At 64.6% G+C, this 23,956-nt stretch carries 24 protein-coding genes and 2 tRNA genes; 9 read left to right on the top strand and 17 right to left on the bottom strand.

Translation table 11 applies throughout. The annotated features are described in order from the left end of the window. Positions 1-108 precede the first annotated feature (108 nt). The 3 genes from EJC49_RS17115 to EJC49_RS17105 all read right to left on the bottom strand — a co-directional run bounded on the left by EJC49_RS17115 (position 109) and on the right by EJC49_RS17105 (position 3,061). Positions 109-930, bottom strand: coding sequence for a polysaccharide pyruvyl transferase family protein (locus EJC49_RS17115; protein WP_126701155.1), 822 nt, complete (start codon positions 928-930; stop codon positions 109-111). A gap of 87 nt (positions 931-1,017) precedes the next feature. Continuing rightward, complete coding sequence (locus tag EJC49_RS17110; RefSeq protein ID WP_170314766.1) at positions 1,018-1,740, bottom strand: glycosyltransferase family 25 protein; 723 nt, start codon at positions 1,738-1,740, stop codon at positions 1,018-1,020. A 16-nt stretch (positions 1,741-1,756) separates the two neighbouring features. Beyond that, a complete protein-coding gene (locus tag EJC49_RS17105) occupies positions 1,757-3,061 on the bottom strand; it encodes a Mur ligase family protein (RefSeq protein WP_126701153.1) in 1,305 nt (434 codons plus the stop codon). A gap of 364 nt (positions 3,062-3,425) precedes the next feature. Between EJC49_RS17105 and EJC49_RS17100 the strand changes: the two genes are divergently transcribed. Beyond that, complete coding sequence (locus EJC49_RS17100) at positions 3,426-4,736, top strand: Mur ligase family protein (protein ID WP_126701152.1); 1,311 nt, start codon at positions 3,426-3,428, stop codon at positions 4,734-4,736. Here EJC49_RS17100 and EJC49_RS17095 read toward each other — a convergent pair. After that, complete coding sequence (locus EJC49_RS17095; RefSeq protein ID WP_126701151.1) at positions 4,690-5,841, bottom strand: hypothetical protein; 1,152 nt, start codon at positions 5,839-5,841, stop codon at positions 4,690-4,692. The genes EJC49_RS17100 and EJC49_RS17095 overlap by 47 nt on opposite strands. A gap of 1 nt (position 5,842) precedes the next feature. Next, positions 5,843-6,799 carry a formyltransferase family protein gene (locus EJC49_RS17090; protein ID WP_126701150.1) on the bottom strand — a complete coding sequence of 319 codons (957 nt, stop codon included), beginning with the start codon at positions 6,797-6,799 and terminating at the stop codon, positions 5,843-5,845. 286 nt (positions 6,800-7,085) lie between these two features. Here EJC49_RS17090 and EJC49_RS17085 point away from each other — a divergent pair, with 286 nt between their 5' ends. Both EJC49_RS17085 and EJC49_RS17080 read left to right on the top strand, forming a co-directional pair. Beyond that, on the top strand, positions 7,086-8,195 hold the full coding sequence (locus EJC49_RS17085; protein ID WP_126701149.1) for a carbohydrate kinase: 1,110 nt from the start codon (positions 7,086-7,088) through the stop codon (positions 8,193-8,195). After that, positions 8,192-9,124 carry a pseudouridine-5'-phosphate glycosidase gene (locus EJC49_RS17080; protein ID WP_126701148.1) on the top strand — a complete coding sequence of 311 codons (933 nt, stop codon included), beginning with the start codon at positions 8,192-8,194 and terminating at the stop codon, positions 9,122-9,124. Before EJC49_RS17085 ends, EJC49_RS17080 begins: the two co-directional genes overlap by 4 nt. A gap of 146 nt (positions 9,125-9,270) precedes the next feature. Here EJC49_RS17080 and EJC49_RS17075 read toward each other — a convergent pair. The 10 genes from EJC49_RS17075 to EJC49_RS17030 all read right to left on the bottom strand — a co-directional run bounded on the left by EJC49_RS17075 (position 9,271) and on the right by EJC49_RS17030 (position 15,375). Continuing rightward, positions 9,271-9,346, bottom strand: a tRNA-Phe gene (locus EJC49_RS17075). Between the two features lie 343 nt (positions 9,347-9,689). Next, the gene (gene yacG, locus EJC49_RS17070) at positions 9,690-9,902 is read right to left on the bottom strand and encodes a DNA gyrase inhibitor YacG (protein ID WP_126701147.1); all 213 of its coding nucleotides are present in this window, start codon (positions 9,900-9,902) and stop codon (positions 9,690-9,692) included. Between the two features lie 7 nt (positions 9,903-9,909). Further along, entirely contained in the window at positions 9,910-10,545 is a 636-nt protein-coding gene (locus EJC49_RS17065) for a Maf-like protein (RefSeq protein ID WP_126701146.1), read from the bottom strand. Between the two features lie 19 nt (positions 10,546-10,564). Beyond that, complete coding sequence (gene infA / locus EJC49_RS17060; RefSeq protein WP_019172992.1) at positions 10,565-10,783, bottom strand: translation initiation factor IF-1; 219 nt, start codon at positions 10,781-10,783, stop codon at positions 10,565-10,567. Between the two features lie 99 nt (positions 10,784-10,882). Further along, on the bottom strand, positions 10,883-11,371 hold the full coding sequence (locus EJC49_RS17055) for an arsenate-mycothiol transferase ArsC (protein WP_126701145.1): 489 nt from the start codon (positions 11,369-11,371) through the stop codon (positions 10,883-10,885). 6 nt (positions 11,372-11,377) lie between these two features. Beyond that, entirely contained in the window at positions 11,378-11,863 is a 486-nt protein-coding gene (locus tag EJC49_RS17050; RefSeq protein WP_126701144.1) for a UPF0262 family protein, read from the bottom strand. Between the two features lie 9 nt (positions 11,864-11,872). Next, the gene (gene hisD / locus EJC49_RS17045; protein WP_126701143.1) at positions 11,873-13,165 is read right to left on the bottom strand and encodes a histidinol dehydrogenase; all 1,293 of its coding nucleotides are present in this window, start codon (positions 13,163-13,165) and stop codon (positions 11,873-11,875) included. Positions 13,166-13,183: 18 nt separating this feature from the next. Continuing rightward, a complete protein-coding gene (locus tag EJC49_RS17040; protein WP_126701142.1) occupies positions 13,184-13,618 on the bottom strand; it encodes a DUF2948 family protein in 435 nt (144 codons plus the stop codon). 109 nt (positions 13,619-13,727) lie between these two features. Beyond that, positions 13,728-15,017 carry a UDP-N-acetylglucosamine 1-carboxyvinyltransferase gene (gene murA, locus EJC49_RS17035; protein WP_126701141.1) on the bottom strand — a complete coding sequence of 430 codons (1,290 nt, stop codon included), beginning with the start codon at positions 15,015-15,017 and terminating at the stop codon, positions 13,728-13,730. 151 nt (positions 15,018-15,168) lie between these two features. Then, positions 15,169-15,375: a hypothetical protein gene (locus EJC49_RS17030; RefSeq protein ID WP_170314760.1), complete on the bottom strand. Its 207-nt coding sequence runs from the start codon at positions 15,373-15,375 to the stop codon at positions 15,169-15,171. 94 nt (positions 15,376-15,469) lie between these two features. Here EJC49_RS17030 and EJC49_RS17025 point away from each other — a divergent pair. Then, positions 15,470-15,544 (top strand) — tRNA-Thr (locus tag EJC49_RS17025). 99 nt (positions 15,545-15,643) lie between these two features. On the opposite strand, the gene EJC49_RS17020 is transcribed toward EJC49_RS17025, so the two are convergent. After that, positions 15,644-16,564: a glycosyltransferase family 2 protein gene (locus EJC49_RS17020; protein ID WP_170314765.1), complete on the bottom strand. Its 921-nt coding sequence runs from the start codon at positions 16,562-16,564 to the stop codon at positions 15,644-15,646. 490 nt (positions 16,565-17,054) lie between these two features. Here EJC49_RS17020 and EJC49_RS17015 point away from each other — a divergent pair, with 490 nt between their 5' ends. Beyond that, the gene (locus tag EJC49_RS17015; RefSeq protein ID WP_126701138.1) at positions 17,055-17,264 is read left to right on the top strand and encodes a hypothetical protein; all 210 of its coding nucleotides are present in this window, start codon (positions 17,055-17,057) and stop codon (positions 17,262-17,264) included. A 379-nt stretch (positions 17,265-17,643) separates the two neighbouring features. Next, entirely contained in the window at positions 17,644-18,189 is a 546-nt protein-coding gene (nusG, locus tag EJC49_RS17010; RefSeq protein ID WP_126701137.1) for a transcription termination/antitermination protein NusG, read from the top strand. A gap of 61 nt (positions 18,190-18,250) precedes the next feature. Here nusG and EJC49_RS17005 read toward each other — a convergent pair whose 3' ends face one another. Further along, entirely contained in the window at positions 18,251-19,030 is a 780-nt protein-coding gene (locus tag EJC49_RS17005) for a hypothetical protein (RefSeq protein ID WP_126701136.1), read from the bottom strand. Between the two features lie 644 nt (positions 19,031-19,674). On the opposite strand from EJC49_RS17005, the gene EJC49_RS17000 reads away from it, so the two are divergent. The 3 genes from EJC49_RS17000 to EJC49_RS16990 all read left to right on the top strand — a co-directional run bounded on the left by EJC49_RS17000 (position 19,675) and on the right by EJC49_RS16990 (position 23,871). Beyond that, on the top strand, positions 19,675-20,946 hold the full coding sequence (locus tag EJC49_RS17000) for a sugar transferase (protein ID WP_126701135.1): 1,272 nt from the start codon (positions 19,675-19,677) through the stop codon (positions 20,944-20,946). Between the two features lie 30 nt (positions 20,947-20,976). Continuing rightward, positions 20,977-22,017: a UDP-glucose 4-epimerase GalE gene (gene galE / locus EJC49_RS16995; protein ID WP_126701134.1), complete on the top strand. Its 1,041-nt coding sequence runs from the start codon at positions 20,977-20,979 to the stop codon at positions 22,015-22,017. A 93-nt stretch (positions 22,018-22,110) separates the two neighbouring features. Beyond that, entirely contained in the window at positions 22,111-23,871 is a 1,761-nt protein-coding gene (locus EJC49_RS16990) for an ABC transporter ATP-binding protein (protein WP_245453440.1), read from the top strand. Positions 23,872-23,956: the final 85 nt, after the last annotated feature.

Genomic DNA, 23,956 nt, shown 5'->3' with positions numbered 1-23,956 from the left:
TTGGCGGAAGGCCCCCAATCTCAAAACTCACGGACAACCTCCGTAGCAACGACATCTAGAGCCCAGGAAGGCTGGGCGAGCCAGGTTCCCGGTTCCGTCCGATCGGCCTCAGCCTGCTTGCAGCCCTTTCGCCAGCGCCGAGAACGTCGTGCGCAGGCGCTCGCGGTAGACGGCCTTGTCGAAGCGGTACCGCCCGACCGAGGCGGCGAAGACGCCGGGAGCGCGGAAGATGTCCTGTGTCTCCGGCACGATCTCCTTCGGCGTGTCGATCGTGGTGAAGTAGTCGTCGAACTTGAAGCGTCCGCCCATCATGGCGTCGGTTGGCGCCACCCACACGTTGGGAACACTCAGGGCATCGGCGATCACCAGGCCGTGCAGCGACTGGCTGATGATCGTCTCGCAGGATGCGATGGCCTCGACCACGGATCGCACCGGCCCCCCGGGGTCGATCAGCTTCAGCCCCATTCCGTTCCAGGCCCGCCAGCGATCGACGGATCGTACATGCGGGACGAAGCCGTAGGCGTGTTGCTTTCTGGGGGGCGGTACGATCAGTTCGCTCACGAGCACCGCCGGGTCGCCCAAAAGCAGATCGTCCGGGACCGAGGCCAGCCCCCGCATCGACAGTTCCCCGCGCACGGCAACGGCACGGGCCTGGATGCGGCCGGCAATGGGCGCGATCAGGCCGCTGCCGCAGATGATCGAGGCGGGCGTCGCCTTGGACAGGATGCTGCCCATCCCCAGCACGTGCGGTGCGGAGCGGTTCGGTTCGAAACGAACGTTCACGCCCGTCAGCCGCTGGAACAGGTCCGGGGTCAGATCGTCGCCGAAGTTCGGCCGACCGACGTGCCACCATATCGGCAACCCGCCCCGGGCGAGCCGCCATCGCCAATAGCGCAGCTGTTTCTCGATCTTTCGTGAGACGCCGAACATGATTTCCCGTCGCGGCTCGACGAAGCGCGCCGCAATCCTCCGATTCCGTCTCTCTAACGGATACTCGCCGCGACCGACACGGGTACTTTAGCGAAACATGTTGCGCGCGCGCGTATAACCGCGATAGGCGGTTCGGCCGATGCTGCGCGCCGCTTCGTTCGGGATCGATTTTCTGCCGCTCTGGATGGTCGAGCCTCCGAGCTCGCCGGAAACCTCGCGGATCAGCACGGGTCGAACGGCGTAGACCGGCAGGTCGTGCATCCAGCGCATCTGCATGAACACATCGACCGGACGGTCGAAGATCTCGGTTCGCGCCAGGAGTTGCCGGGCCGCGTCACGTCCGATCCATTGCATCATCATGTTCAGGCCCGGCGATTTCTCCTGAACGACATCGAAACCGTCCTGCGACGCAACGACTTGCCCGGCGCGGGATCTGAACTTGTTGGGAAACCGGACGATGTCGCCGGGCGAAGCGAATTTCCCCACGAGTTCAAGGGCCGCCGGAAGGCGCGCGCTGTCGATCTCGATGTCGTCCTCGAGGACGAGGCCCCCCTCCGCATTCCCGTCGAGGATGGCTTGCCAGGTCAGGCGATGGGACAGGAAGCAGCCGATCTCCCCCTTCGACAGACGGAAGGGATAGGGTGGCCAATGGAGATTGCGGCGGTAGACGCGGTCGAGTTCGCGCTCCGGCAACCGCGCGCCGGAGACGGCATCCACGACCTGCGAGGCCATCGGCAGTTCCTGCTTCAGGCGCTCCACCTGCGGCCAGCGGCCAGAAGCGTCCTTCAGATGGATTATGTAAGCCTGCAAGACGGTCTCCGATGCATCAGGTGCCCGATCCGCGGCCACGCCTGGGCCAACGTCGCTGCTCCTTCCTGATGCGGGCATGATCCTGGAACGGATATTCGTGGAGCCCGCATGTCGTACAGTTGCCACTGTATCCGCAATGGTCGTTCCAGCAGTTGACGTCATGATCCCACGCGAGCGCGATGCGATCCAGATGCAGGTTGCGCGATCCCTTCAACAGGATGAGGTCCCGGTCGGTGGCGTCCTGCCGAAGATAAGCCGTCGCCTGCTCGACGGTTGCAAAACTCTTGAAACGTCCGCTGGCGATCTCTTCTTCGCTCGCCGACGACCGATGGGCATTTTCACCGACGAAGATGACCTGGTCGGAACAGCTCAGCGCCCGCCGAAAGGCATCGCGATACTTCGGTTTCGGGTTTCCCGGGTAGTCGGAGATTTGGCCGAGCACAATCCGCTTGTAGCCGCCGTCAAGCCTGGCGAAGGCATCGAAAGACAGGAAGAGCGTGTCCCACGGGGCCTTCGCGGTGTCGAGCACGAAGCGTGGTCCGCTCTTCGTTTCGTAGAGGCTGAACCGCTCGTGGACGCCGGCGAAACGCTCGATTCGATCGGTTACGACCGAAGGGGGGACGCCGAGCTCCAGCGCGGTGACGGCCGCGGCCGCGCAGGAGAGCCAGAAATGGTCCGCCAGGAAACGCGTTTGCATGGACAGCCTGCCGCGCGGACCCTCGATCTCGACGAGCAGTCCTTCCGAAGCGGATGGGAACCCGGCTCGAACCCGATAGAGGGCAGGGGCGTGCCGTGCCAGCGTCACCACGCGTTCGGTGGTGCGTCCGGCCATCGACGCCACGAGGTCGTCGTCGGCGTTGAGCACCGCAAACCCGCCGGGCAGGATGGCCTCCACCAGCTTGCCCTTCTCGGTGGCCACGCCTTCCCGGCCGCGGAAACTGGAGTAGTGCTCCGTGTTGACCAGGGTCACGATGCCGACGGTCGGCCGCGCGAGGCGGCTCAGCGCATCCATGTCGCCCTGGTGAAAGATGCCGGTTTCGAAGACTGCGTATCGCGTCGTCGAGGGCATTCGTCGCAAGCTGCGCTGGATGGCCGGCAACGAGTTGGCCAAAACCTGGCATGTCGTCGGACCATGCGCGGCGAGAATGTGGGCCAGAAGCGTTGCCGTCGTCGATTTTCCGGAACTTCCGGTGACGCAAATGAATTCCGCCTTGCTGCGCGCCCGGGCCAGCGTTGCCAGCCGGTGCTTGAACGGACCTTCGACATGAGCCTGGAAAAGGCGTTTGAGCGGATGGCGATGATCGGTTTTCGAAACGGTCATTCTGGGTTCCGCCTGCGGCCGGCTTGCATGACACGGAGGACTGACTGCATCTGTAGCCTATCGGCGGCGGGGATGCCTGTCGCGGTTGCGGAGCATAGACGTTTCAGGTCGTTCCTCTTGTTCCGCCCACGACAGCTTCCGTGCAAAAGGTGGGCGGCATCCATCTTCAGGTTGTATCTTGTCCGATGAGGACCGATTTGATCCATGACCCCGTCGCAGTCAATCGAGTTCTCTCGACGCCTGGGCGCGCACGCATGCCGGTTTCGATCGTATTCGAAACCGGCCAGCCTCTGCGCGGGAGCGTTGACGCGCCGGGCTCCGCGTCTCGTTCCTGCGCCGACAGGTGTTCGCGGGAGGATCGTCCATGATGGGCCATGCAAATCTTCGCGACGGATGGACGATGATGCGCGACCGGTTGCGGTCCTTCCGGCTCTGGCGGCGGACGCGTGTCGCGTCCGCCTGGCGTCGCCTCGTGCGGCCGAATCACGTGGTGGCGGTGACTGGCAGCGCGGGCAAGTCGAGTACGGCCGGCCTCATCTCGCTCGTCCTTGCGGCGCGGGCGCCAACGCATGTGTCGATCGGCTTCAACACGGCTGGTGCAATCTCCAAGAACGTCACGCGAGCGCGCAGGAGGCACCGCTTCTGGGTCTGCGAGGTGAGCGGCCATGCGCCCGGCGCCATCGAGCCGGTCGCGAGCTTCCTCCGTCCTGATGTGGCGGTCGTGACCACGATCGGGCTCGACCACTACAAGAACTATCGCACCCGGGAAGCCGTTGCGGTGGAGAAGGGACGTCTGGTCGAGATGCTGCCGCCAACAGGTCTTGCCGTCCTGAACGCAGACGATGCGCTGATCCTTGCCATGAGGGATCGCAGCCCTGCACGGGTTTTGACCTTCGGCCGTGCGGCCGATGCCGATATCCGCCTCGTCGCCTTCGACGGCCACTTTCCTGAAAGGCTTCGCCTCGAAATCGACGATGGGACGGAGGTCACCGTCGTGCAGACGCAACTGGTCGGCGAGCGCTGGGTCACCGCCGCGCTCGCCGCCTTTGCGACCGGGCGCGCGCTTGGCGTGCCGGCACGAGACTGCGCGCGGGCAATCGCAGCATGGCCCCCATATCCCTGGCGGGATTCGATCCACAGCGGCGCCAGTGGCAGCACCATCATTGCGGACACGATGAAGGCACCCTATTGGGGCGTGGAGAGCAGTCTCGAAATCGTTCGCAACGCCCGGGCCGTGCGAAAGACGGTGGTCGTGGGCACCCTGTCGGACTTTTCCGGGAGCGCGCGGCCCAAATACATGAGCACGGCACGCGACGCACTCGCCATCGCCGACCGGGTCCTGTTCGTCGGTCCCCAATCGGCTCGGATCGATCGGCTCAAGACCGAGGCTGGCGCGCGTCTCCTCACGTTCGAGCGGGCCGAGGAGGTCGCCGCCTATCTCGAGACCACGGCCATTCCCGGCGAACTCATCTACCTGAAGGCGTCTCTTGCCGATCATCTCGAGCGCGTCGTCTTCAATGCGCGTGAGCCGATCGCCTGTTGGGTCGACAGGTGCGGCGTCGGCACCTCCTGTCTCGCTTGCCGCCGTCTCTATCCGGATGGACGGCGCAAGGCGGAAGGCTTCGATCCTAACGCGACGCTCGCCAGTACCGCGCCCGGTGCTTCAGACGTCTGAGGCGCCAGCCAGGATCCGCCGTCGCAACGACGCTGCGCCGCTTTTCCGGGAGCTTGCAAGCCGCGATCGACGCGTCGATGTCGGCGATGAGCCGCGCATGTCGGCCGGTCGCAGCGGCTCTTTCGCGCAGGTAGACATATTCTGAGCGGACCGCGGCATCCTCGATCTTGAACCGGAACGGCGTGTATTCCCGATCGCGGGGGAAACTCGGCGCCTCCTCCGTGGCGTCGAGCACGGACAGGCAGGCCATCACGAACCGGCACTTCGAGCACTGGCCGCAATTCTTCTTCGGATCCGTATTGCAGACGTGCAGTCCGTCCATCAGCACGGGTTCCGTCAGGATCGTACGCACCTTGTCGAAACGCTTGACGAGGCCGTGGTGTTCGATGCGTGCGTCAGGCGTTCCCAGCAGCGGATCGAGACCGGGGTGGGAGCCCCAGGGCTCGAACCAGGCCGTTTCGTCGCCGGATGAGGCAATCAGGACCGTGTGAAACCGGTCGCCGAGCAGGTGACGGATTGCAGCCATGGCCGAGCCATGGAACTCGATCCATCCCAGGAACGGCTGCATCATCGCGCGGATATTGGTCTCGACGAAGATCGGCTCGAGCCTCAAGGTCGAAGCCGCTCGCGCCAGCCCGTCGACGAGCCGCTGCGCGCCTGGCCCGCGCTGCCCCGGCGTCTTGGCGTCGACCATCGTGATCAGGGCGTCGAGGCGGTTTTTCTCGGATGCCAGGGAATAGCTGGAATCGACGCCGCCGGAGAAGAAGAGGCCCGTGCCACGGCCCTCGGGATACGTCTGGCTGCCGACTTCGGCCGTGACCGGAATCGGGCGGTAAGCCGGATACCAGGAGCACAGCATCTCCTGGATTGCTGCGGCGTTGGCGATGAGCGACGCTTCGACCGTTCCCTCGACCCGCAGCGGCGCGTGCACTTCCAGCGCCGGCGTCAACCCCAGGCACAACAGGGTGTCGGCCGTCATCACGAGGGGCGTCGACTCGCAGCGAAAGAAGATCGTGCCGACCAGCCGCCCACCCGCCGACATGCGCACGCGAATGTCGTGCGGCGTGCTGCTCTCGTCGAAGGCAAGGTGGAGCGGAGGCAGCATTTCACTCCATCCCTGTCCTGCCGACCCTGCGGACGGCGTCGAGCTTGCGAACCCAGGCCATCACCTTCGACAGCGGGTTCCGGCGTCGGAGACGCAGGCGCGCGTCGCTGACGTCGATGTCCACGTAGCCCGGCCCAAGGCGCGGCGCGGCGCCCGTCGGGGGGCCCAGGTGGCGCGAAAACCCCACGACGGAGACGGTTCTCCCGTCAGGAAGTGTGCATATCAGCCGGTTGATTTCGCTCAGCGTTTCACACAGGAAGCGCGCGCGTTCGACATCGATGGCGGGACCGATGGTATATTCTGTGGGAGCGACGCGTCGGTAGTTGCCGCTGCCGGGCTGTTGCGGCACGGCGTCGAGACGTCCTGCCAGGTAGTCCAGCAAGGGTCCAGCGGCCAACTGGCCGGCAGCCTCGGCCTGCAGCGCGTCCCAATGCGGGTCGTTCCGGGCCATGCTGCGCGGAACGGCGCGGCTGGCGATGATCGCTCCCTCGTCGATGCCGGGGCTGAGAACGTGCAGCGTCACCCCGCCCGCCATGTCCGCCTGGCCGTCGAGCAACATCCCGGTCCGGGGCGAGGGGCCCTTGTAGTGCGGCAGCAAGGCGGGATGGAAGTTGACCGCCCGGCCGGCGAAGGGGCGCAGGATCGAAGCCGGTACGATCTGATGCGTCATCAGCGTCATCAGCACGTCGGCGCCGGCCGCCGTGGCACGCTCCGATGCCCCGCTCCAGCCTTTGAGGGGAGGGCAAAGCCGGACCTCCACCCCGTGACGGGCCAGCAGGCGGGAGACGTCCCATGCCGGAAAGACCTGTCCGAACAGGCTCCGCGGCGGAGCGAGAAGGGCGCTCGCCGGGTCGAAGCACCAGACCTCCGCGATTCGATTGCCCTTCGCGAGCCACGCGTCGATCACCCGTGCCGAAATCCAGCTCTTCTCGGTGATGAGGATGGCGGTGTGCGGCAATCGTCGATCCTGGAGTGCGATCGGGGTGAGAGGGCTCGACCGCGGTGGCCGAAAAAGCGTGTGCCCAGATAGGTCAGTTCGAGCCTTTCCGTCCACCGCAAACAGCCATCCTGTCGTCTTTGGCCGGATTGGTGGAGAAATCGTCGCTGGTGGAAGCAGTTCCGGTTCCTCTGCGGCGACGCCTTGCCGCCTGTTCCAATAGCGCTAAACAAAAGTTGACATTCGCATCTGTTGTTGTATGCCTCGGCGCAAGCCCCTGACCTCCTCCACTTTCATGGACAGCGCGATGGACGACCTCGGATCCCAGGAACAGGCGGTCCTCGACCTGATCTCGGCCAATCCCTTCGTCGGCCAGCAGGAGATCGCCACCCCGCTCGGCCTGGCTCGCTCCACAGTGGCGGCTCATATCGTCCAGCTCGTCAACAAGGGCTACATTCTCGGTCGCGGCTATGTGCTGCCGACGCCGCGACGCATGGTCTGCATCGGGGGTGCGGTGCTCGACCGCAAGTACCATGCCCGCAAGCCGCTGGTCTGGGAGACGTCGAACCCGGTTCACGGCCATCGCAGCTTCGGCGGCGTGGCCCGCAACGTAGCGGAAAACCTCGTGCGCCTTGGCGTCGAGCTGTCCTTCATCTCGATCGTCGGCGACGACACGACCGGCCGCGACCTCGTGCGGCACCTGCGCGATCTCGGCGCCGATGTCAGCCAGGTCATCACCACGACCGAGCGGCCGACGGCGGAATACGCCGCGATCCTCGATCCCGCCAACGATCTGGCGCTCGGCATCGCCGACATGGACGTCTTCGACCTCCTGACCCCGGCGCATCTCGACCGGTTCTGGCCGCATCTGGCCGCGGCGAACTGGATTTTCATCGACTGCAACATGCCGGCAGCGACGATCGAGGCGCTGATCGCGCGCAAGCAGAGCGCGCGCTACAAGCTGGCGTTGGACACGGTGTCGACGCCGAAATCGGCCAGACTGCCGCGCGACCTCTCCGGCATCGATCTGATCTTTTCCAATCATGACGAGGCGAGCGCCATTCTCGGCGCCACGGAGCCGTCCAGCCGGCCTTCGCTGAAGGAGGCGGCAGTGGCTCTGTGCCGGGCCGGTGCACGCGAAGCCATCGTCACGCGTGGTGCGCAAGGCTATGCGGTTGCCTCGGGCGACGAAGTCGTCGAGATGCCCGCCGTTCCCGCGCAACCGCTCGACATGACTGGCGCCGGGGATGCCATGATAGCGGGTACGCTCTACCGCCTGCTCGGCGGCTCGTCGCTGCGGGCGGCGGCTCAGACCGGTGCGCTCCTGGCCACCTTGACCACCGAGAGCGCGTCGAGCGTTCACCCGGAACTTTCGCCGCGGTTTCTCGCGGCAGGCGAACACAGGATACCTTCATGACCGTCACGACCAACAATCCGCTGCTCGTTCTGGGGCGCGACGTCGCCGAAGCGCTGGCTGCCGGGCAGGCCGTGGTGGCGCTGGAAAGCACGATCATCACCCACGGCATGCCGTTTCCCGAGAATGTCGAGACCGCGCTGCTCGTCGAGGCGACGGTGCGGGAGAACGGTGCGGTGCCGGCCACCATCGCGGTGATCGACGGCGTGTTGCGCGCCGGTTTGACGGCCGACGAACTGCAGTCGCTCGGCCGAAGCCGCGACGTGGTGAAGGCGTCCGGTCGCGATCTCGGAGCCGTGATGGCGCGGCGCGGTTCGGCCGGCACCACGGTCTCGGCCACGATGCGCATTGCCGCGCTCGCCGGCATCGACGTCTTCGCCACGGGCGGCGTCGGGGGCGTGCATCGCGGCGCGGAGGAAACCTTCGACATCTCCGCCGACCTAACCGAACTCGGCCGCACCGAGACGGCTGTCGTCTGCGCCGGCGTCAAGTCGATCCTCGACATCGCCAAGACGCTGGAATTCCTGGAGACCCAGCGCGTGCCGGTGATCGCCTATGGCAGTGACGACTTTCCCGCCTTCTACACCCGATCGAGCGGCCACAAGGCCGACCACCGCATCGATACGCCGGAACAGATCGCAGCGGCGATCCGACTGCACAAGGCCATCGGTTCCGGCACGGGTCTTCTGATTGCCAATCCGATCCCGCAGGCCGACGCACTCGATCCCGCCTTCATCGATGGTGCGATCGCCGAAGCGGTGGCCGAAGCGTCCCGGCGAGGCATCGGTCGGAAGGCGCTGACGCCCTTCCTGCTGGCCCGCATCAACGAGCTGTCAGGCGGACGCAGCCTCGTCGCCAACATCGCGCTGGTCAGGAACAACGCCGCCCTGGCCGCACGCATCGCCGTGGCCATGGCCGCGGGCGAACACTGACCAACCTTCGGCTGGCGCTGGAAGAACGCCGGTTCGTCCCTCGAACGATCCGCTGCCTGGCGCCTGTCTGGAAGAACGGCTCGGCGCGCCCGACGGTGCGCCGTGGTCACGATTGCTTCTGCTGAGGGTCAGGTGCCATTCAGGAGTGGTGCCCAGGGGCGGAATCGAACCACCGACACTGCGATTTTCAGTCGCATGCTCTACCAACTGAGCTACCTGGGCATGACGGGCAAGCCGTCCTGTCGTTTCGGGCAACGCCCGAAAGCGCGTGGGTTATAGCACGCAAAAATTCGGTGTCCAGCGCTGCGTGACAGAATTCCGACAGCAAATTCGATACCCCTGCGGCAGATTCGTTTGCGGCCCCCATCCGCAAAGCTCGAAGACGTTGCCGCCGACGGACCGAGCCTTCGCCAGGTTGCCGAACAGAGTCGGGAACGCTCTGCAAGGTGCTGTTTTTTCGAGAAAAAGCCTGCGGCATGCCGCGCGGTACGGATGGCCGCCTTTGGAGAGCGCGCCGCCTGTAGTTCCGGGCAGCCTGCTGCGGATCAGGAGCGACCGTGGCCGGTCAGTCCTCGTCGTCGCGCCTTCCCTCGCCGACTTGGCCGTCAGCCGGTTCGCCGGGGATGACATAGACGCCCGCGAGCCAGCGGTTCAGGTCGCGATCCTTGCAGCGGGTCGAGCAGAACGGATAGGTGTCGCGAGAGGAGAGCTTGCCGCATTCGGGGCATTTCACGCGGGGACGCAGCGGCGTGACACTGGCTGAGGGCTTTTCGGTCATAAGAGGTTCAAACGGTGCCGGGGCCCGAAAGCCAGTTGAAATGGACCTTGTAGCCTTCGCCGGACAGCAGCGACACGGTCTCGTAAAGCGGCAGGCCGACGACGTTCGGATAGGAGCCGACCAGTTTCACGACGAAGGTTCCGGCGAGACCCTGGATGGCGTAGCCGCCCGCCTTGCCCCGCCATTCTCCGGAAGCCAGGTAGTTCTCCATGTCCTCGCGCGAGAGGCGCTTGAAGCGCACGCGGGTCTCGACCAGGGTCTGACGGACCTTGCCGGTCGGCGTGATCAGACAAAGACCGGTGTAGACACGGTGCGAGCGGCCCGACAGGAGGCGAAGACAATGGGTGGCTTCGTCGAGAAGCTCGGCCTTGGGAAGGATGCGCCGCCCGACCGCCACGACCGTGTCGGCGGCCAGGACGAAGGCGTCGCGCTCCACATCGGCATCGCCCGCAAGCGAAGCCACGGCCTTTTCGGCCTTCTCCTTCGACAGCCGCTTGGCCAGGGAGCGCGGTTGCTCGGCGCGTTGCGGCGTCTCGTCGATGTCGGCCGGACAGATCCGGTACGGCTCGATGCCCGCCTGCTGCAGAAGTTCGATCCGGCGGGGTGAGCCCGAGGCGAGTACCAGCTTCTGGAATACGCTCATCGAAATCCTGTCGGGCCGCCTACTTGAAGCGGTAGGTGATACGGCCCTTGGTGAGGTCGTAAGGCGTCATCTCGACGAGAACCTTGTCGCCTGTGAGAACGCGGATGCGGTTCTTGCGCATGCGGCCGGCGGTGTGGGCAATGATCTCGTGTTCGTTTTCGAGCTTCACCCGGAACATCGCGTTCGGCAGCAATTCCGTCACGGTGCCCGGAAACTCGAGGACTTCTTCCTTCGGCATTCGATACCTTTTCATGAATGAAAGCCCGGCGCGGAGCTCGTCCAGGCCGGGAATTGCGCGGAACCTATATGATTATGCCCGGATTGTGAACCAGCTTCTTCACCCGGGCGTCATCTCGCTCCGGGTGCCGAAGCGATCCCCGATCCGCCGCGCCAGCCGGTCGCGAACGTCCCTGTAGGCGGCGAGAATCTGTTCGCGCGTGCCGCTGGCGATCGAGGGATCGGGCATGGGCCAGTATTCCACATCCGAGGCGAGTGCCCGCGTCATGTCGAGCGCCGCATGATGCGCCTCGGGCGCCAGCGTGACGATCAGGTCGAAGTAGCCATCTTCGAGTTCATCGAGCAGGCGAGGCTGGCGCTGGTCGAGCGACAGGCCCTGTTCGGCCAGGACGGCGTCGACGAAAGGGTCGCGCTCGCCGGCGCGAACGCCGGCAGAGGCGACGTAGACGCCCGGCAACTGCCTGCGGGCGATCAGTTCGGCCATGGGCGAGCGGATCGAATTCATGCCGCAAACGAACAGCACCGACTTGGGCGTGCGCCCGGACGGTGCGCCGGGTGCGGAGGGATCGATGGACGGCGTTTCGGCCATGCCGGCCTAACCACGCCAGTGCAACACGCAGACCAGCGTGAAAAGGCGCCGCGCCGTGTCGAAATCCACCTCGATCTTCCCCGAAAGGCGCTCCATCAGGGTCTGGGAACCCTCGTTGTGCAGACCGCGCCGACCCATGTCGATCGCTTCGATCTGCGAGGGGGTCGAGCAGCGGATCGCCTCGTAATAGCTTTCGCAGATCATGAAATAGTCCTTCACGATGCGGCGAAATGGAGTCAGCGAAAGGATGTGGGTCACGATGGCGCTGCCGTCTTCGCGAGATACAGCGAAGACAAGGCGCGAATCGACCAGCGACAGCTTCAGCTTGTAGGGCCCGCCCTGGTCATCTCCGACCGGGTGAAAGGTGTTTTCCTCGATCAGGTCGAAAATGGCGACGGCGCGTTCGTGCTCGACGTCGGGGGTCGATCGGCCGATCGATTCGTCGAGCTCGACGTCGACGAGGCGATGATTGCGTTCGCCATCCGCGCCCACGGGACCCTCCTAGAGATTGAGCCGGATGGCAACGGAGCGCGCATGCGCGCCGAGACCTTCGGCTTCGGCGAGCCTGATCGCCGCGGGCGCCAGCGTCCGCAACTGCTCCGGCCCGAGCTTCAGGAGCGAGGTGCGCTTGACGAAGTCGAGCACGGAGAGGCCCGACGAGAAGCGCGCCGACCGGGCGGTCGGCAGAACGTGGTTCGATCCGCCGACGTAGTCGCCAATGACTTCTGGAGTGTGCCGGCCGATGAAGATCGCGCCGGCATTGCGGATTCTCGGCACGAAGGCTTCAGCCTCGGCGAAGGCGAGTTCGAGATGCTCGGCCGCGATGCGGTTGGCCAGCGGAATGGCGGCTTCGAGATCGGGAACGACGATCACGGCGCCGTAGTCGCGCCAACTGGCGGCCGCCGTCTCGGCCCGCGGAAGGGTGGCGATCTGCCGGGTCACGGCTTCTTCGACGCTGCGGCCGAAGGCTGCGTCATCCGTGATCATGATCGACTGGGCCGCGGTATCGTGTTCGGCCTGGGCCAGCAGGTCGGCGGCAATCCAGTCGGGATCATTCTCCCCGTCGGCAATCACGAGCACCTCGGACGGTCCTGCGATCATGTCGATGCCGACGGTGCCGAAGACCTGCCGCTTGGCCGCCGCGACGTAGGCATTGCCGGGCCCGACGATCTTGACCACGGGTCGGATGGTTTCGGTCCCGTAGGCCAGCGCTGCCACAGCCTGCGCGCCGCCGATTCGATAGATCTCGGAAACACCCGCCAGATGCGCGGCGACCAGTACGAGCGGGTTGAGCACGCCGTCGGGAGCGGGAACCACGATCACGATGCGTTCGACACCGGCAACCTTGGCCGGAACCGCATTCATCAAGACCGAACTCGGATAGCTCGCCGTGCCGCCAGGGACGTAGAGGCCGACCGACTCGATCGCGGTCCAGCGCGAGCCGAGTTCCACCCCGATCGGATCGACGTAGCGGTCGTCGGCCGGCATCTGGCGGGCATGGTGGGCGGCGATTCGATCTCGGGCGAGGGTCAGGGCCTCGACGGTCTTCTGGTCGGCGCCGGCCACCGCTTCGGCAATCTGGTCGGGCGTCACGGCGAGGCCTGCGGCCGTGAAGTCGTTGCGGTCGAAGCGGTTGGTGTACTCCACCACGGCGCGATCGCCCTCGGACCGCACCCGGGCCAGAATGGCCCGAACGGTCTGGTCGACGTCTTCCGAGACCTCGCGCTTGGTGGAGAGAAACGCGGCGAAGCTCTCTTCGAAATGAGGGGTGTTGGCGACGAGGGTGATGGCCATTCGAACTTCCGGCAGTGCTTAGACGCGATGGGCGGGACGGGACGTGGCTTCCCACGCGCCGCCGATGTCGGAAAGCCGCGCTTCGATGCACTCGACGTCGAGACGCATCGTGGCGCCGCCGGAGAAGACGAGATCGACGTGCCCGGCCGGCGCCTGAGTCTCCACGAAACGGACTGCCAGGAGCGACAGCACCTCGGCCGGCTTGTCGCGGTCGATGCCGGTCGCTTTGACTGCCATGACGCGGTCGAAGTGCAGGGCAGCACGCCTGCGCTCGTCATGGCGGCGAAACAGTCTGCGCGGCGCTTCCCACACGAAGCGGTTCATCGCGATGACGACCCGCTTTTCATGCGCGCGCCAGTCGATGTCGCCCACCCTCAGGACTGCGTCCTGCACATGCGCGGACAGCACCTGAAGGTCTTCCGGGTCAAGGGCGAGCAGTTTCAGCGCAGGCATGAACTCACGTCCGATCGTTCGATATCGACCCTGTGTTAGGCGGTCTCATCGCATCATGCAATGCAGCGAAGGCAGGGCGTTCCGCCGCTCCTCGCGCGCTTGGACGACCTTATCCGGAGATGCGCTCGACGGTCGCGCCGCAGCGAGACAGTTTCTCTTCCAGCCGCTCGAAACCGCGATCGAGGTGGTAGACCCGATTGACCGTGCTTTCCCCTTCTGCCGCGAGCGCCGCGATCACCAGGGACACCGAGGCGCGAAGATCGGTGGCCATCACCGGTGCGCCTTTCAGCTTCGCCACCCCGTCCACGATCGCCGACTGGCCCGAGAGACTGATGCGCGCGCCAAAGCGGGCAAGCTCCTGCACGTGCATGAAGCGGTTCTCGAAGATGGTCTCGGTGATCTTGGAGCGACCGTTCGCCATCGTCATCAGGCCCATGAACTGCGCCTGAAGGTCCGTGGGAAATCCGGGGAAGGGCTCCGTCGTCACATCGACCGGGGCGATGCCGGCGCCGTTGCGGGCGACGCGGATGCCTTCGTTGGTCTGCGTGATCGTCGCGCCGGACTGCCCCACGATGTCGAGGGCGCCCTGGAGCAGGTCGGAGCGCGCGCCCTGAAGCAACACGTCGCCGCCCGTCATGGCAACCGCCATGGCGTAGGTGCCGGTTTCGATGCGGTCCGGGATGATGCGATGGCGCGCGCCCTGCAGCGAGGTCACCCCCTCGATCGTGATGGTGGAGGTGCCGGCGCCGGTGATCCGGGCGCCCATGGCGTTCAGGCAGTCGGCGAGATTGACGATCTCGGGCTCGCGCGCGGCGTTCTCGAGAACCGTCTCGCCCCTCGCCAGAGAAGCCGCCATCATCAGCACGTGGGTCGCGCCGACCGACACCTTCGGGAAAACGTAGCGATTGCCGATCAACCCCTTCGGCGCCTTGGCGACGACGTAGCCGATGTCGATGTCGATGTCGGCGCCGAGCGCGCGCAGGCCGTCGATGAACAGATCGACCGGGCGCGTGCCGATGGCGCAGCCGCCCGGCAGCGACACGCGTGCCTCGCCCATGCGGGCCAGCAGCGGGCCGATGACCCAGAAGCTCGCACGCATCTTGGAGACGAGTTCGTAGGGGGCGGTGGTGTCGACGATGTTGCGCGCGGTGAAATGAATGGTGCGCGAATAGCCGGTGTCCTGGCTCTCGCGTCGACCATTGACCGTATAGTCGACGCCGTGATTGCCGAGAATGCGGATCAATTGCTCGACGTCCGCGAGGTGCGGCACGTTTTCCAGCGTCAGCGTGTCGTCGGTCAGAAGCGATGCGATCATCAGCGGCAACGCCGCGTTCTTGGCGCCGGAGATCGGGATCACGCCCTTCAGTTCATTGCCCCCGACGATCCTGATTCGATCCATGTTCTGTCCTTCCGTCGACGAGCGCATCGAGGCCGGCGCTGCCGCGCCTCACGCCTGAACTGGCCGCTCCTAGAGCAATGACCGCGTTCCATCAAGGAAAGCCTGACCCCGATGCCGGTTTGCTTGCAGAAACCGGCGGAAATCCGATCGGTCAACGTTCCTGCGGTTCGGTCCCGTCGTTCAGGCCCTGGCGGTCGTCGGCATCGCCAGCCCTGCGCGCGCGCGCCTGCTGCTTGCGCCGCTGCAGGTTGGCGCGCAACTGCTCGGCCAGCCGCGCCTTGCGGCGCTCGGCAGCGACGTTCTCGGCCGGGCGCACCCGCGCCTCGCCCTTTGCGTCCTCGTTCGTGTCGTCCACCATCCCGTCCGTGTAACTCCCAAATGCATGGAGGAGCGACATACTACGCTTGCGCTTCGGATTTCGATATGTCAGAAGGCCCCGCAATCGACGGATCGCTGCCGTAGCTCAGTGGTAGAGCACTCCCTTGGTAAGGGAGAGGTCGAGAGTTCAATCCTCTCTGGCAGCACCATTCACCCTTTCGAGCGATGTGTCGTGCCATCGGCCTGCCAGGTCGCGACTGTCCTCTTCGCTTGTGTCTCGGGTCGAAAGGCCGCGCGTTCCGAGGCTCCTACTGCTCGATCCGGAAATGTCGCCGCGCCTTGTCGAGCAGGGCTCGCATCCCCTCCCGCTTCCGGCTGGCCGGCGCCGGCGCCAACGCGATGGCGTCGCGAAAGCGCTCCGGAATACGACACAGGCGGCCGCGATGGTCAAAGGCGTGGGGCGCGTTTCGCAGGTGCTCGATGTCCGCCGCCAGATCAAAGTCGTCCGCTGCTGCACAGAACGCGGACGGATTCGGAAACACGTGGTCGAGATACCGATCGGCGTCGAAGCCAAACTGCCGGCTGTGCCCCGCCATCAGATCCGCCTGCGACATCTTGAGTGCGTTCAACCGTGCGATTCGTGCCCGCGCGACCATCTCGTCGGCCGCCCGCAGGTGAAACAGGTAGAGATCGTTGCTCTGCCGGCGCGGGCGGTCGCACGCATGGAATCCGGGGCTCCAGTTCAGCGGCACGCGACTGACCAGAGGCTTGCAATACTGTGCGTCGAACTGGACCCAGCTTCGCTGTCGCAGAAGCGGTTTTCTCGCATCGAGGGCAGGTTCCAGTCCGCGATCCTGAACCACGTTCAAACCGACTGTGTTGAAATAGGGGTCGGCACGGTTCGTTTCGAGGAAATCCTCCATACTCGCATAACGCGCCGGATCCGGAACGATCAGTTCGTCGGCATCGCTCATGATCACCCAGTCGTAGCTTGCCAGGAGCATGGACTGCAGCGAACTCATCATCGCTGCGCGCTTGCCTTCATCGAAGCCCACATCCGGGAGATCGATCAGCTGATGGCGCCGGAAAGGGTCGTTTCGCTGCGCGTGATCCGCATAGGACACGACGTAGAGATGGTCGTGGCCAATCATGCGGCCGTAGTGTTCGACCCAGACAGGCAGGAACTCGGGCTCGTTGAACGCCATGGTGATGGCGGCAATACGCGGCATCGGTGGGGCGCTCCTGATCGAGCGGCGCCGGCGCCGCTTCATGCCCTGACAACATCAGGGTGACGTGGAGTCAAGTCGGGGCGGCTGGCCTTGATTGTTCTGCTTCGATCCATCCCGCGACGGAGCCGTCTCCGTCCAGCCCCTTGCCAGAAAGGGCGGGATGCCCGCCCTTCATCTCGACCATCGACGGGGCATTTTCGATGGACCACTCGAGAGGGCCGACCGGACGGCTACGCCGCGAGGTGGTCCCGGGCCTCCTGTGACCACCGACGCCCAGAGGCGAGGGCTGGCACGTCTCACACCACGGGGCGGGGAACGAGGACTGGCGGATCGCGCGGGCGCTTGTCAGCCATTGGGCCTCGATGCCGTCCCACCCCTGCCGAGTTTACCACCTAGGGTAATCGTCCGGTTGTTTGTCGTTGCAACTTCGGCGAACGATGTGTATACCACAGGTAGTAGATGCAGCCTTGAGTTTGAGTGGAGTGGACCCATGACCATGAGGATGCGGCTTCCCGGGGGAACTCTGAAGATCAAGCGCTATATCGAGCTTCGGCATGCCGAGCGAAAGCGCGAAGTCCCTGTGATCGTGGTCGGTGGGCTTTACTTCGTCTGGTGGAGTGAAGCCGCCACGCGGCGGAGGGCGGCCAGGATGCGTCATTCCGACTTGGCCGAGAACGGCTCCGAAAGTCCGCAAAGCTGATCGGCGACCGGCCGAAACAGTGCTTCCCGCGTGCTGGTCGGCGCCGCCAGTCCGGAATCTCGGCGAAAAGGGCGCCTTCCAGTTGCGGCTTAAACACCGGTGCCTCGTTGGGTCGAATTGAGGAGCGCTGCTTGTAGTTTGGCGGGCTGGATGTCACTCTATCTGCGTTCTGTGAGGTGGGCCTGGGCGTCCGGGACGGCCAATGTCGCGCGGTGCGATGTCCCGGTTGAGCTGCCTGGACACGACGATCGCGCTCATGGCGAGTGGCTGATCGTCTCTGGAACAGGTTTGTCGAAGCGCTTGGAACGCGGCATTTGTCTGGACGTTCGTCGGGCATGGCAAACGGTTCGCAGCGCGTTGAAGGCGACGTTTTTTGAGCATGCATAGCTTGCAAATCGGCATGTCGGGCAGGATGCCCTATCCGGAGGATGGCCGGAGATGGTTCGTTGCGCATGTTTTCACCGGCCGTGAACGAGCGGCAGAGGCGCACCTCAGGAACCAGGGGTTCGAGACCTTCTACCCCATCGAGATCCGCACGGTTCGCCACGCAAGGCGGCAGCTCACGAAGGAAAGAGCGTTCCTGCCCGGCTATCTCTTCGTCCGGTTCGATCCCGCGCAGGAACGCTGGCGGGCCATCAATGGTACGCAGGGAATCAAGCGGCTGATCATGCAACTCGAGCGGCCGGTTCCCTGTCCGCGCGGACTGGTGGAAAATCTGCTGGCCTCTGCCGACGAGAATGGCATCATCGATACGAGCGATCGGCTGCGACCCGGCCAGAAGGTTGTGGTCAGGTCCGGGCCCTTCACCGATGTCGTCGGAACGCTCGAGCGGCTCGACAATGCTGGCCGTGCAAGGATCCTTCTCGATATCATGGCAGGTGAACGGGCGGTCCGGATCGGCATCCGCGACATCGAAGCCTTCTGAGCACGCCTCGAACGTCTGCCCCGGACGCACGCCAAAAGGCGGTCCGGGACGGCGTGGATTGTCACCGCGATCGATCGTCGGCAGGCGGATGAGGGTCCATGGCCAGATCGTCGATGTCGAGTTCGATCTCGATATCGTCCGTGGCGCGCGGGGGCGGGGTCTCGGCGGGAAGCGCTTCGAGCCAGTCCCAGAACTCTAGGTCGTGGTTTTCCGGGTCGTGCGACTGATGCTGCGCCAGGACCCCCTCGAGGCTGCCGTCGATATCGGAGGCGTCCGGACCGGGGACAGGCCCGAGTTCGTATCCGTGCCTGCGGGCAGGGGGGGGGCGTCGGTTGGCCCGACCGCCTTCCGGGTCCACGGCGGCGGGCTTGGAGGCTTCCGCGATCGTGCGAACCTTGTTGATCTCCGAGGCGAGCAGTTCCAGCAGTTTGGCCTGCCTGGCCGCGGATTCCTTCTGCTGCCGTTCCAGTCCTGCCGAGAGATCGGTGACCTGCCGCTCGACCTGTCTGCGGAGACGATCCTCCAGTTCCCTGCTGTCTGCCGCCTGTCTTTCGGCGGCTTGCGATAGCTGCTGCGACAATTTTTCGATGGTTCGTTCGCAGGCGGAAAGCCTCGACCTCAGGCTGTCGATCTTCTCCAGAAGGATCCGCACACCTTCGGAGGGACGTCGCTGAACGGGCGACTCATCGGGTGAATTGCCATCGGACGCCGGTTCGGCCTTGTTGCTCGACACATCGGCAGAACGGTTCGCGTCGGCCGGAGTCGTCACCGCCGCCTGATCCGGTTCAGTGGGAGCGCGGTTGGGTTGCAGGAACCTCATCCGTCCCGTCTCCTGGTTCAAGTCGTTTCGTCGTGTCACGGACGCGGCAGCCCGCCCATGTCGGTCGATCCGGCCCGCCCGACCCGGATGGCTCGAAGCAGGAGCAACCCCGACCCGCTGCCAATGTCAAGGCCTTGTCGCCCTCGCGGCCGCGACCAGGATCGTTGATGGGCAAACGAAGCGAGCGTGGCCGACAGGTGCCTGATTCGTCGATGGTCGTCAAACAGGTGTGGTGCGACCCAACATCAATGGCCGGCTTTCACGCTTCTCGATGGGGTGTTCACAAAAATTCATGGCCTTGATAGAAACAAGAGATCGATATACATGGCAATATCTTGCAACTCTATTCTTTTAAGAATATCTGCGTGTTCGGTTATTGTGCTTGTGAATACATTCAATTGTAGAAATATGGAATATATTACTCTTCGCTCTCTGCGCTTGCCCGAAGGGGCTATTTCTGTCATTCCGCACGCATGTCCCTTCCGGCGTTTCACCCGGGAGTGCGGTAGCCGTTGAGTCGACGCCGTTGAACGGCGCCGACGACGGCCTTCCCGCTCGAGACGGAGCGCCGGTGCCGCGGCTGGGCCGCAGTGAATTCGGCATGGCATCGGCGCGGGGCGGACGACAGTGCATCGACGGGGGTATACGGGTTGATTTCGAGCCGCATGGCTGGACCGGTCGTCGCGCCTTCCCGGCATCGGTTCCTGCGCGTCCGCTATCAGCTTGTTGGCGGTCTGCTGTTTGCCATTGCCCTGCCGGTCCTTTTGAGGAGCTTCGGCGGACTTTCCATCATCAGCGCCGTCACCACCCAGAACACGGTGCTGGCGGCCCTCACGGCGCACGTCCTCGGCTTCCTGGCCTTTCGCCGTATCGGCAGCTTCCCGGGTGTCGCGGCGGCGGGCTTCATCCTGCCGACCTTCGCACTCTCCTACGGCCTGGTGTTCGCGGTCATCTTCTTTTTCCGGATCGACTACAGTCGCTTTCAGGCTGGCGGCAGCTTCATCCTGTCGACACTCTGGTATTTCGGCTGGAGCATCGCCATGCGTCGCGTGGCCCGCTATCGTCTCGCCGTGGTGCCGGGCGGAAACGTGGCCGGGATCGAGCGGATCGAGAACGTGGTTTGGCATCACCTCACCTCACCCGATCAGCCACCGATCGGGGTCACGGGCATTGTCGCCGATCTGACGGCCGATCTGTCCGATGCCTGGGAGCGCTACATCGCCGACGCGGCCTTGGCCGGCATCCCGGTCTACCACGTCAAGCAGGTGATCGAATCGCTGACGGGCCGGGCCGAGATCGAGCATCTGTCGGAAAACACGCTCGGATCGCTCAATCCGAACCAGTTCTATCTGAGCTTCAAGGAGGTCGCCGATCGCGCCGCGGCGTTGTTGGTGCTTGTCGGGCTTTCACCCCTGTTCGCGGTGATTGCCGCGGCGATCCGGCTCGATACGCCCGGCCCAGTCCTCTTCCGCCAGCAGCGCATGGGCTATCGCGGCGAAATCTTCACCGTCTACAAGTTTCGCTCGATGGCCGGGGAGCCGGTCTCCGAGGATGATCGGGAAAACGCCATGACGCGGCCGGAAGATGATCGCGTCACGCGTGTCGGGCGTGTGTTGCGCAACTTTCGGCTCGACGAACTGCCGCAGGCGATCAACATCCTGCGCGGCGAGATGAGCTGGATCGGGCCGCGGCCGGAAGCACTCGCGCTGTCGCGATGGTACGAGGCGGAACTGCCATTCTACCGCTACCGGCACATCGTGCGCCCAGGTATCACCGGCTGGGCGCAGGTCAACCAGGGCCATGTCACGGAAGTGGGCGACGTGCTCGAGAAGCTCCACTATGATTTCTATTACATCAAGAACTTTTCCCCGTGGCTCGACCTCGTGATCATCCTTCGGACGATCCGGGTGATGGTCACCGGTCAGGGCGCGCGATAGCGAGCGAAGTAGGCGCGAAGAGAGCCTGAAATGCGAATCCTCGTCACCGGCGGAGCCGGATACATCGGAACACACACACTAATTGTGCTTCTTCGTGAGCGGCACGATGTTCTGGTCGTTGATAACTTCTCCAGCGGCAGCCCTGAGGCGCTTGATCGGGTGAGGCAATTGGCGAATGCGGATTTCGAGGTATTCGAAGCTGATCTGAGAGACTCCGTGCGTCTGAACGAATCCTTTGCTGTTTTCAGACCGGAGGCGGTCATCCATTTTGCGGGTTTGAAGGCGGTCGCCGAGTCGGTGGAAAAGCCGCTCGACTATTATTCTCAGAATGTTGCCGGCTCGATTGAACTCCTCAAGGCGATGGAACGACACAATTGCCTTCGAATCGTGTTTTCCTCTTCAGCTAGTGTCTATGGCATCGCAGAGTACCTGCCTTTTGATGAAGATCATCGGATCAAGCCAATGAGTCCCTATGGTCGATCGAAATATTTTACTGAAGAATTGATCCGAGACTGGGTCGCTTCGAAAAGCGATGCGAGCGCGGTTCTGCTTCGATACTTCAACCCGGTAGGTGCACATGCATCCGGAATGATCGGTGAGGATCCGAGTTCTGTGCCCAGCAATCTTTTACCTCATATTGCTCAGGTCGCAGCCGGCGAACTGGCTGAACTCACGGTGTTCGGCGGTGATTACGATACCCGAGACGGCACAGGTGAGCGGGATTTTATTCACGTGGAGGATCTGGCCAGGGCGCACCTTGCCGCCGTCGAGTCTGCAACTAATGGACGTTGTTGTGAAGCTATAAATGTTGGGACGGGACAAGGCGTTACTGTTCTAGAGATGATTGAGTGTTTTGCCAGAGCGTCTGGCCGCAAAATACCTTACCGTATTACTTCTCGTCGCAGTGGCGATGTGGCCCGCAGTATAGCGGGCGTCACGAAAGCGAAGCGCCTGCTCAACTGGAGAGCTGAACTAGGTATCGATGAAATGTGTGAGAGTGCTTGGCGCTGGCAATCGAGGAGCCCATTTGGGTATACGACAGAGCAAGTCAGAGCTACGGATGAACGCTAGAGTAATGAGTCTTTCGCTCGCTAAACGCATCACGGTTCGCATGCTGTGCGCGCTGACCCCGTGAACCCAAAAACGAAACATGGCCGGGCATCCATGCGCTCCTCGCTCGCCGAACTTTACCGGCTGTTGTCGGCGCGCCGGCGCAGGCAGTTCGTCCTCGTCCTCGTCCTCATGCTGGTCGGCGCGGTGGGCGAACTCGTGTCCATCGGCGCCGTGCTGCCGTTCCTCGCCGTCATCTCCGATCCCGAAGGCGCGGTGCGCCATGCGCACGTGCAAGGTCTGCTCCAGGCGCTCGGGCTCGACACGCCGGCCAGGATCGCCATCGCCGCCGCACTCCTGTTTGCCATCGCCGCGCTCGGCGCGGCGGCAGCGCGCCTCGTGCTCGTCTATGTCAGCCAGCGTTTCGTCTTCGGCCTGGCGCGCGACCTCAGCGTGGCGATCTTCAGCCGCACGCTGCACCAGCCCTATTCCTACCACACCGGGCAAAACAGCAGCGAGACGCTGGCGGCGATCAACAAGGCGCAGCTCGTCACGGGGCAGATCCTCATGCCGCTGATGCAGGCCGCAAGCGCATCCGTCATCGCGGTCTTCATCCTGGTCGGGCTGCTCTTCATCGATCCGCTGGTGGCGCTCGGTTCGGGCCTCGGCTTTTCGGTGATCTATCTCCTCGTCATGCGCACGACGCGCGCGGTGATGCGTGCCAATGGCGAAATCATCGCCCGGTCGCAGGGCGAGCGCCTGCAGGCCGCGGGCGAGGGGCTGGGCGGCATCCGCGACGTGCTGCTCGACCGGTCGCAGGCCGTCTTCGTCGCCCGTTTCGAGGAAACCGAGGCGCGGCTGCGTGCCGCCCAGGCCACGAACAACTTCATCGCCCAGGCGCCGCGCTTCGTCGTCGAAGGGCTGGGACTGGCACTCATCGCCGCGCTGACGCTGGTGCTCACGCTGCGCGATGGCGGGCTCGTCGCCGCCTTGCCGGTGCTCGGCGCGCTGGCGCTGGGCGCCCAGCGCCTCGTGCCATTGTTGCAGCAGGCCTATTCCGGATGGGCCGCGACGCTCACCGCGGGCGCCATGCTCGGCGACATCCTCGACATCCTGCGCCTTCCGGACGCGCCGCAATTCGCCGCTCCCCGCAATGGCGAGCGATTGCCCTTCGAGCGCGATCTCGTGTTCAGCGCTGTCGGTTTCTCCTATCCGCAGGGCGGCCGTCCGGCGGTGGAGGGCGTCGATCTCGTCGTCCCGCGGGGCGCCCGCGTCGGCCTTGCCGGCCGCACCGGCAGCGGCAAGAGCACGCTGATGGATCTCGTGCTCGGCCTGCTCAGCCCCGACAGCGGCCACATCCGCGTCGACGGCGTCGACCTGACCGACGCCAACCGCTCGGCCTGGCAGGCCCGCATCGCCCATGTGCCGCAGTCGATCTACCTGTCGGACTCGACCCTCGCCGAGAACATCGCCTTCGGCGTGCCTGCGGGGCAGATCGACCGCGCCCGCGTCGCCGCCGCCGCCGCCCAGGCCGAGCTCGCCGAGGTCATCGAGGCGCTGCCGCAAGGCTACGACACTCCGGTCGGCGAACGCGGGGTGCGCCTGTCGGGCGGCCAGCGCCAGCGCGTCGGCATCGCCCGCGCGCTCTACAAGCGGGCCGACGTACTGGTCTTCGACGAGGCCACCAGCGCGCTCGACACCGAGACCGAGTCGGCGGTGATGGGCGCGATCGAACGGCTTGGCCGCGACCTCACCATCTTCATCATCGCGCATCGGCTGTCGACGCTCGACGGATGCGACATGGTCGTGACGCTGGAAGCCGGGCGCGTGCAGTCGGTCGCCAGGCCGGACGGCAACCGGAAGGCGGCGTCGTGAGCGCCCATGAGTGATGTCTTCAAGCAAGGCTCGGAGAGGCTAAGGGACTGAAATGCCAAAATTAGGGAATGCATTCAGCATCTTG

The organism is Aquibium carbonis, from assembly GCF_003970795.1.
In the GTDB taxonomy this organism is placed as follows: Bacteria; Pseudomonadota; Alphaproteobacteria; order Rhizobiales; family Rhizobiaceae; genus Aquibium; species Aquibium carbonis.
This window is presented reverse-complemented; position numbering and strand designations above follow the sequence as displayed.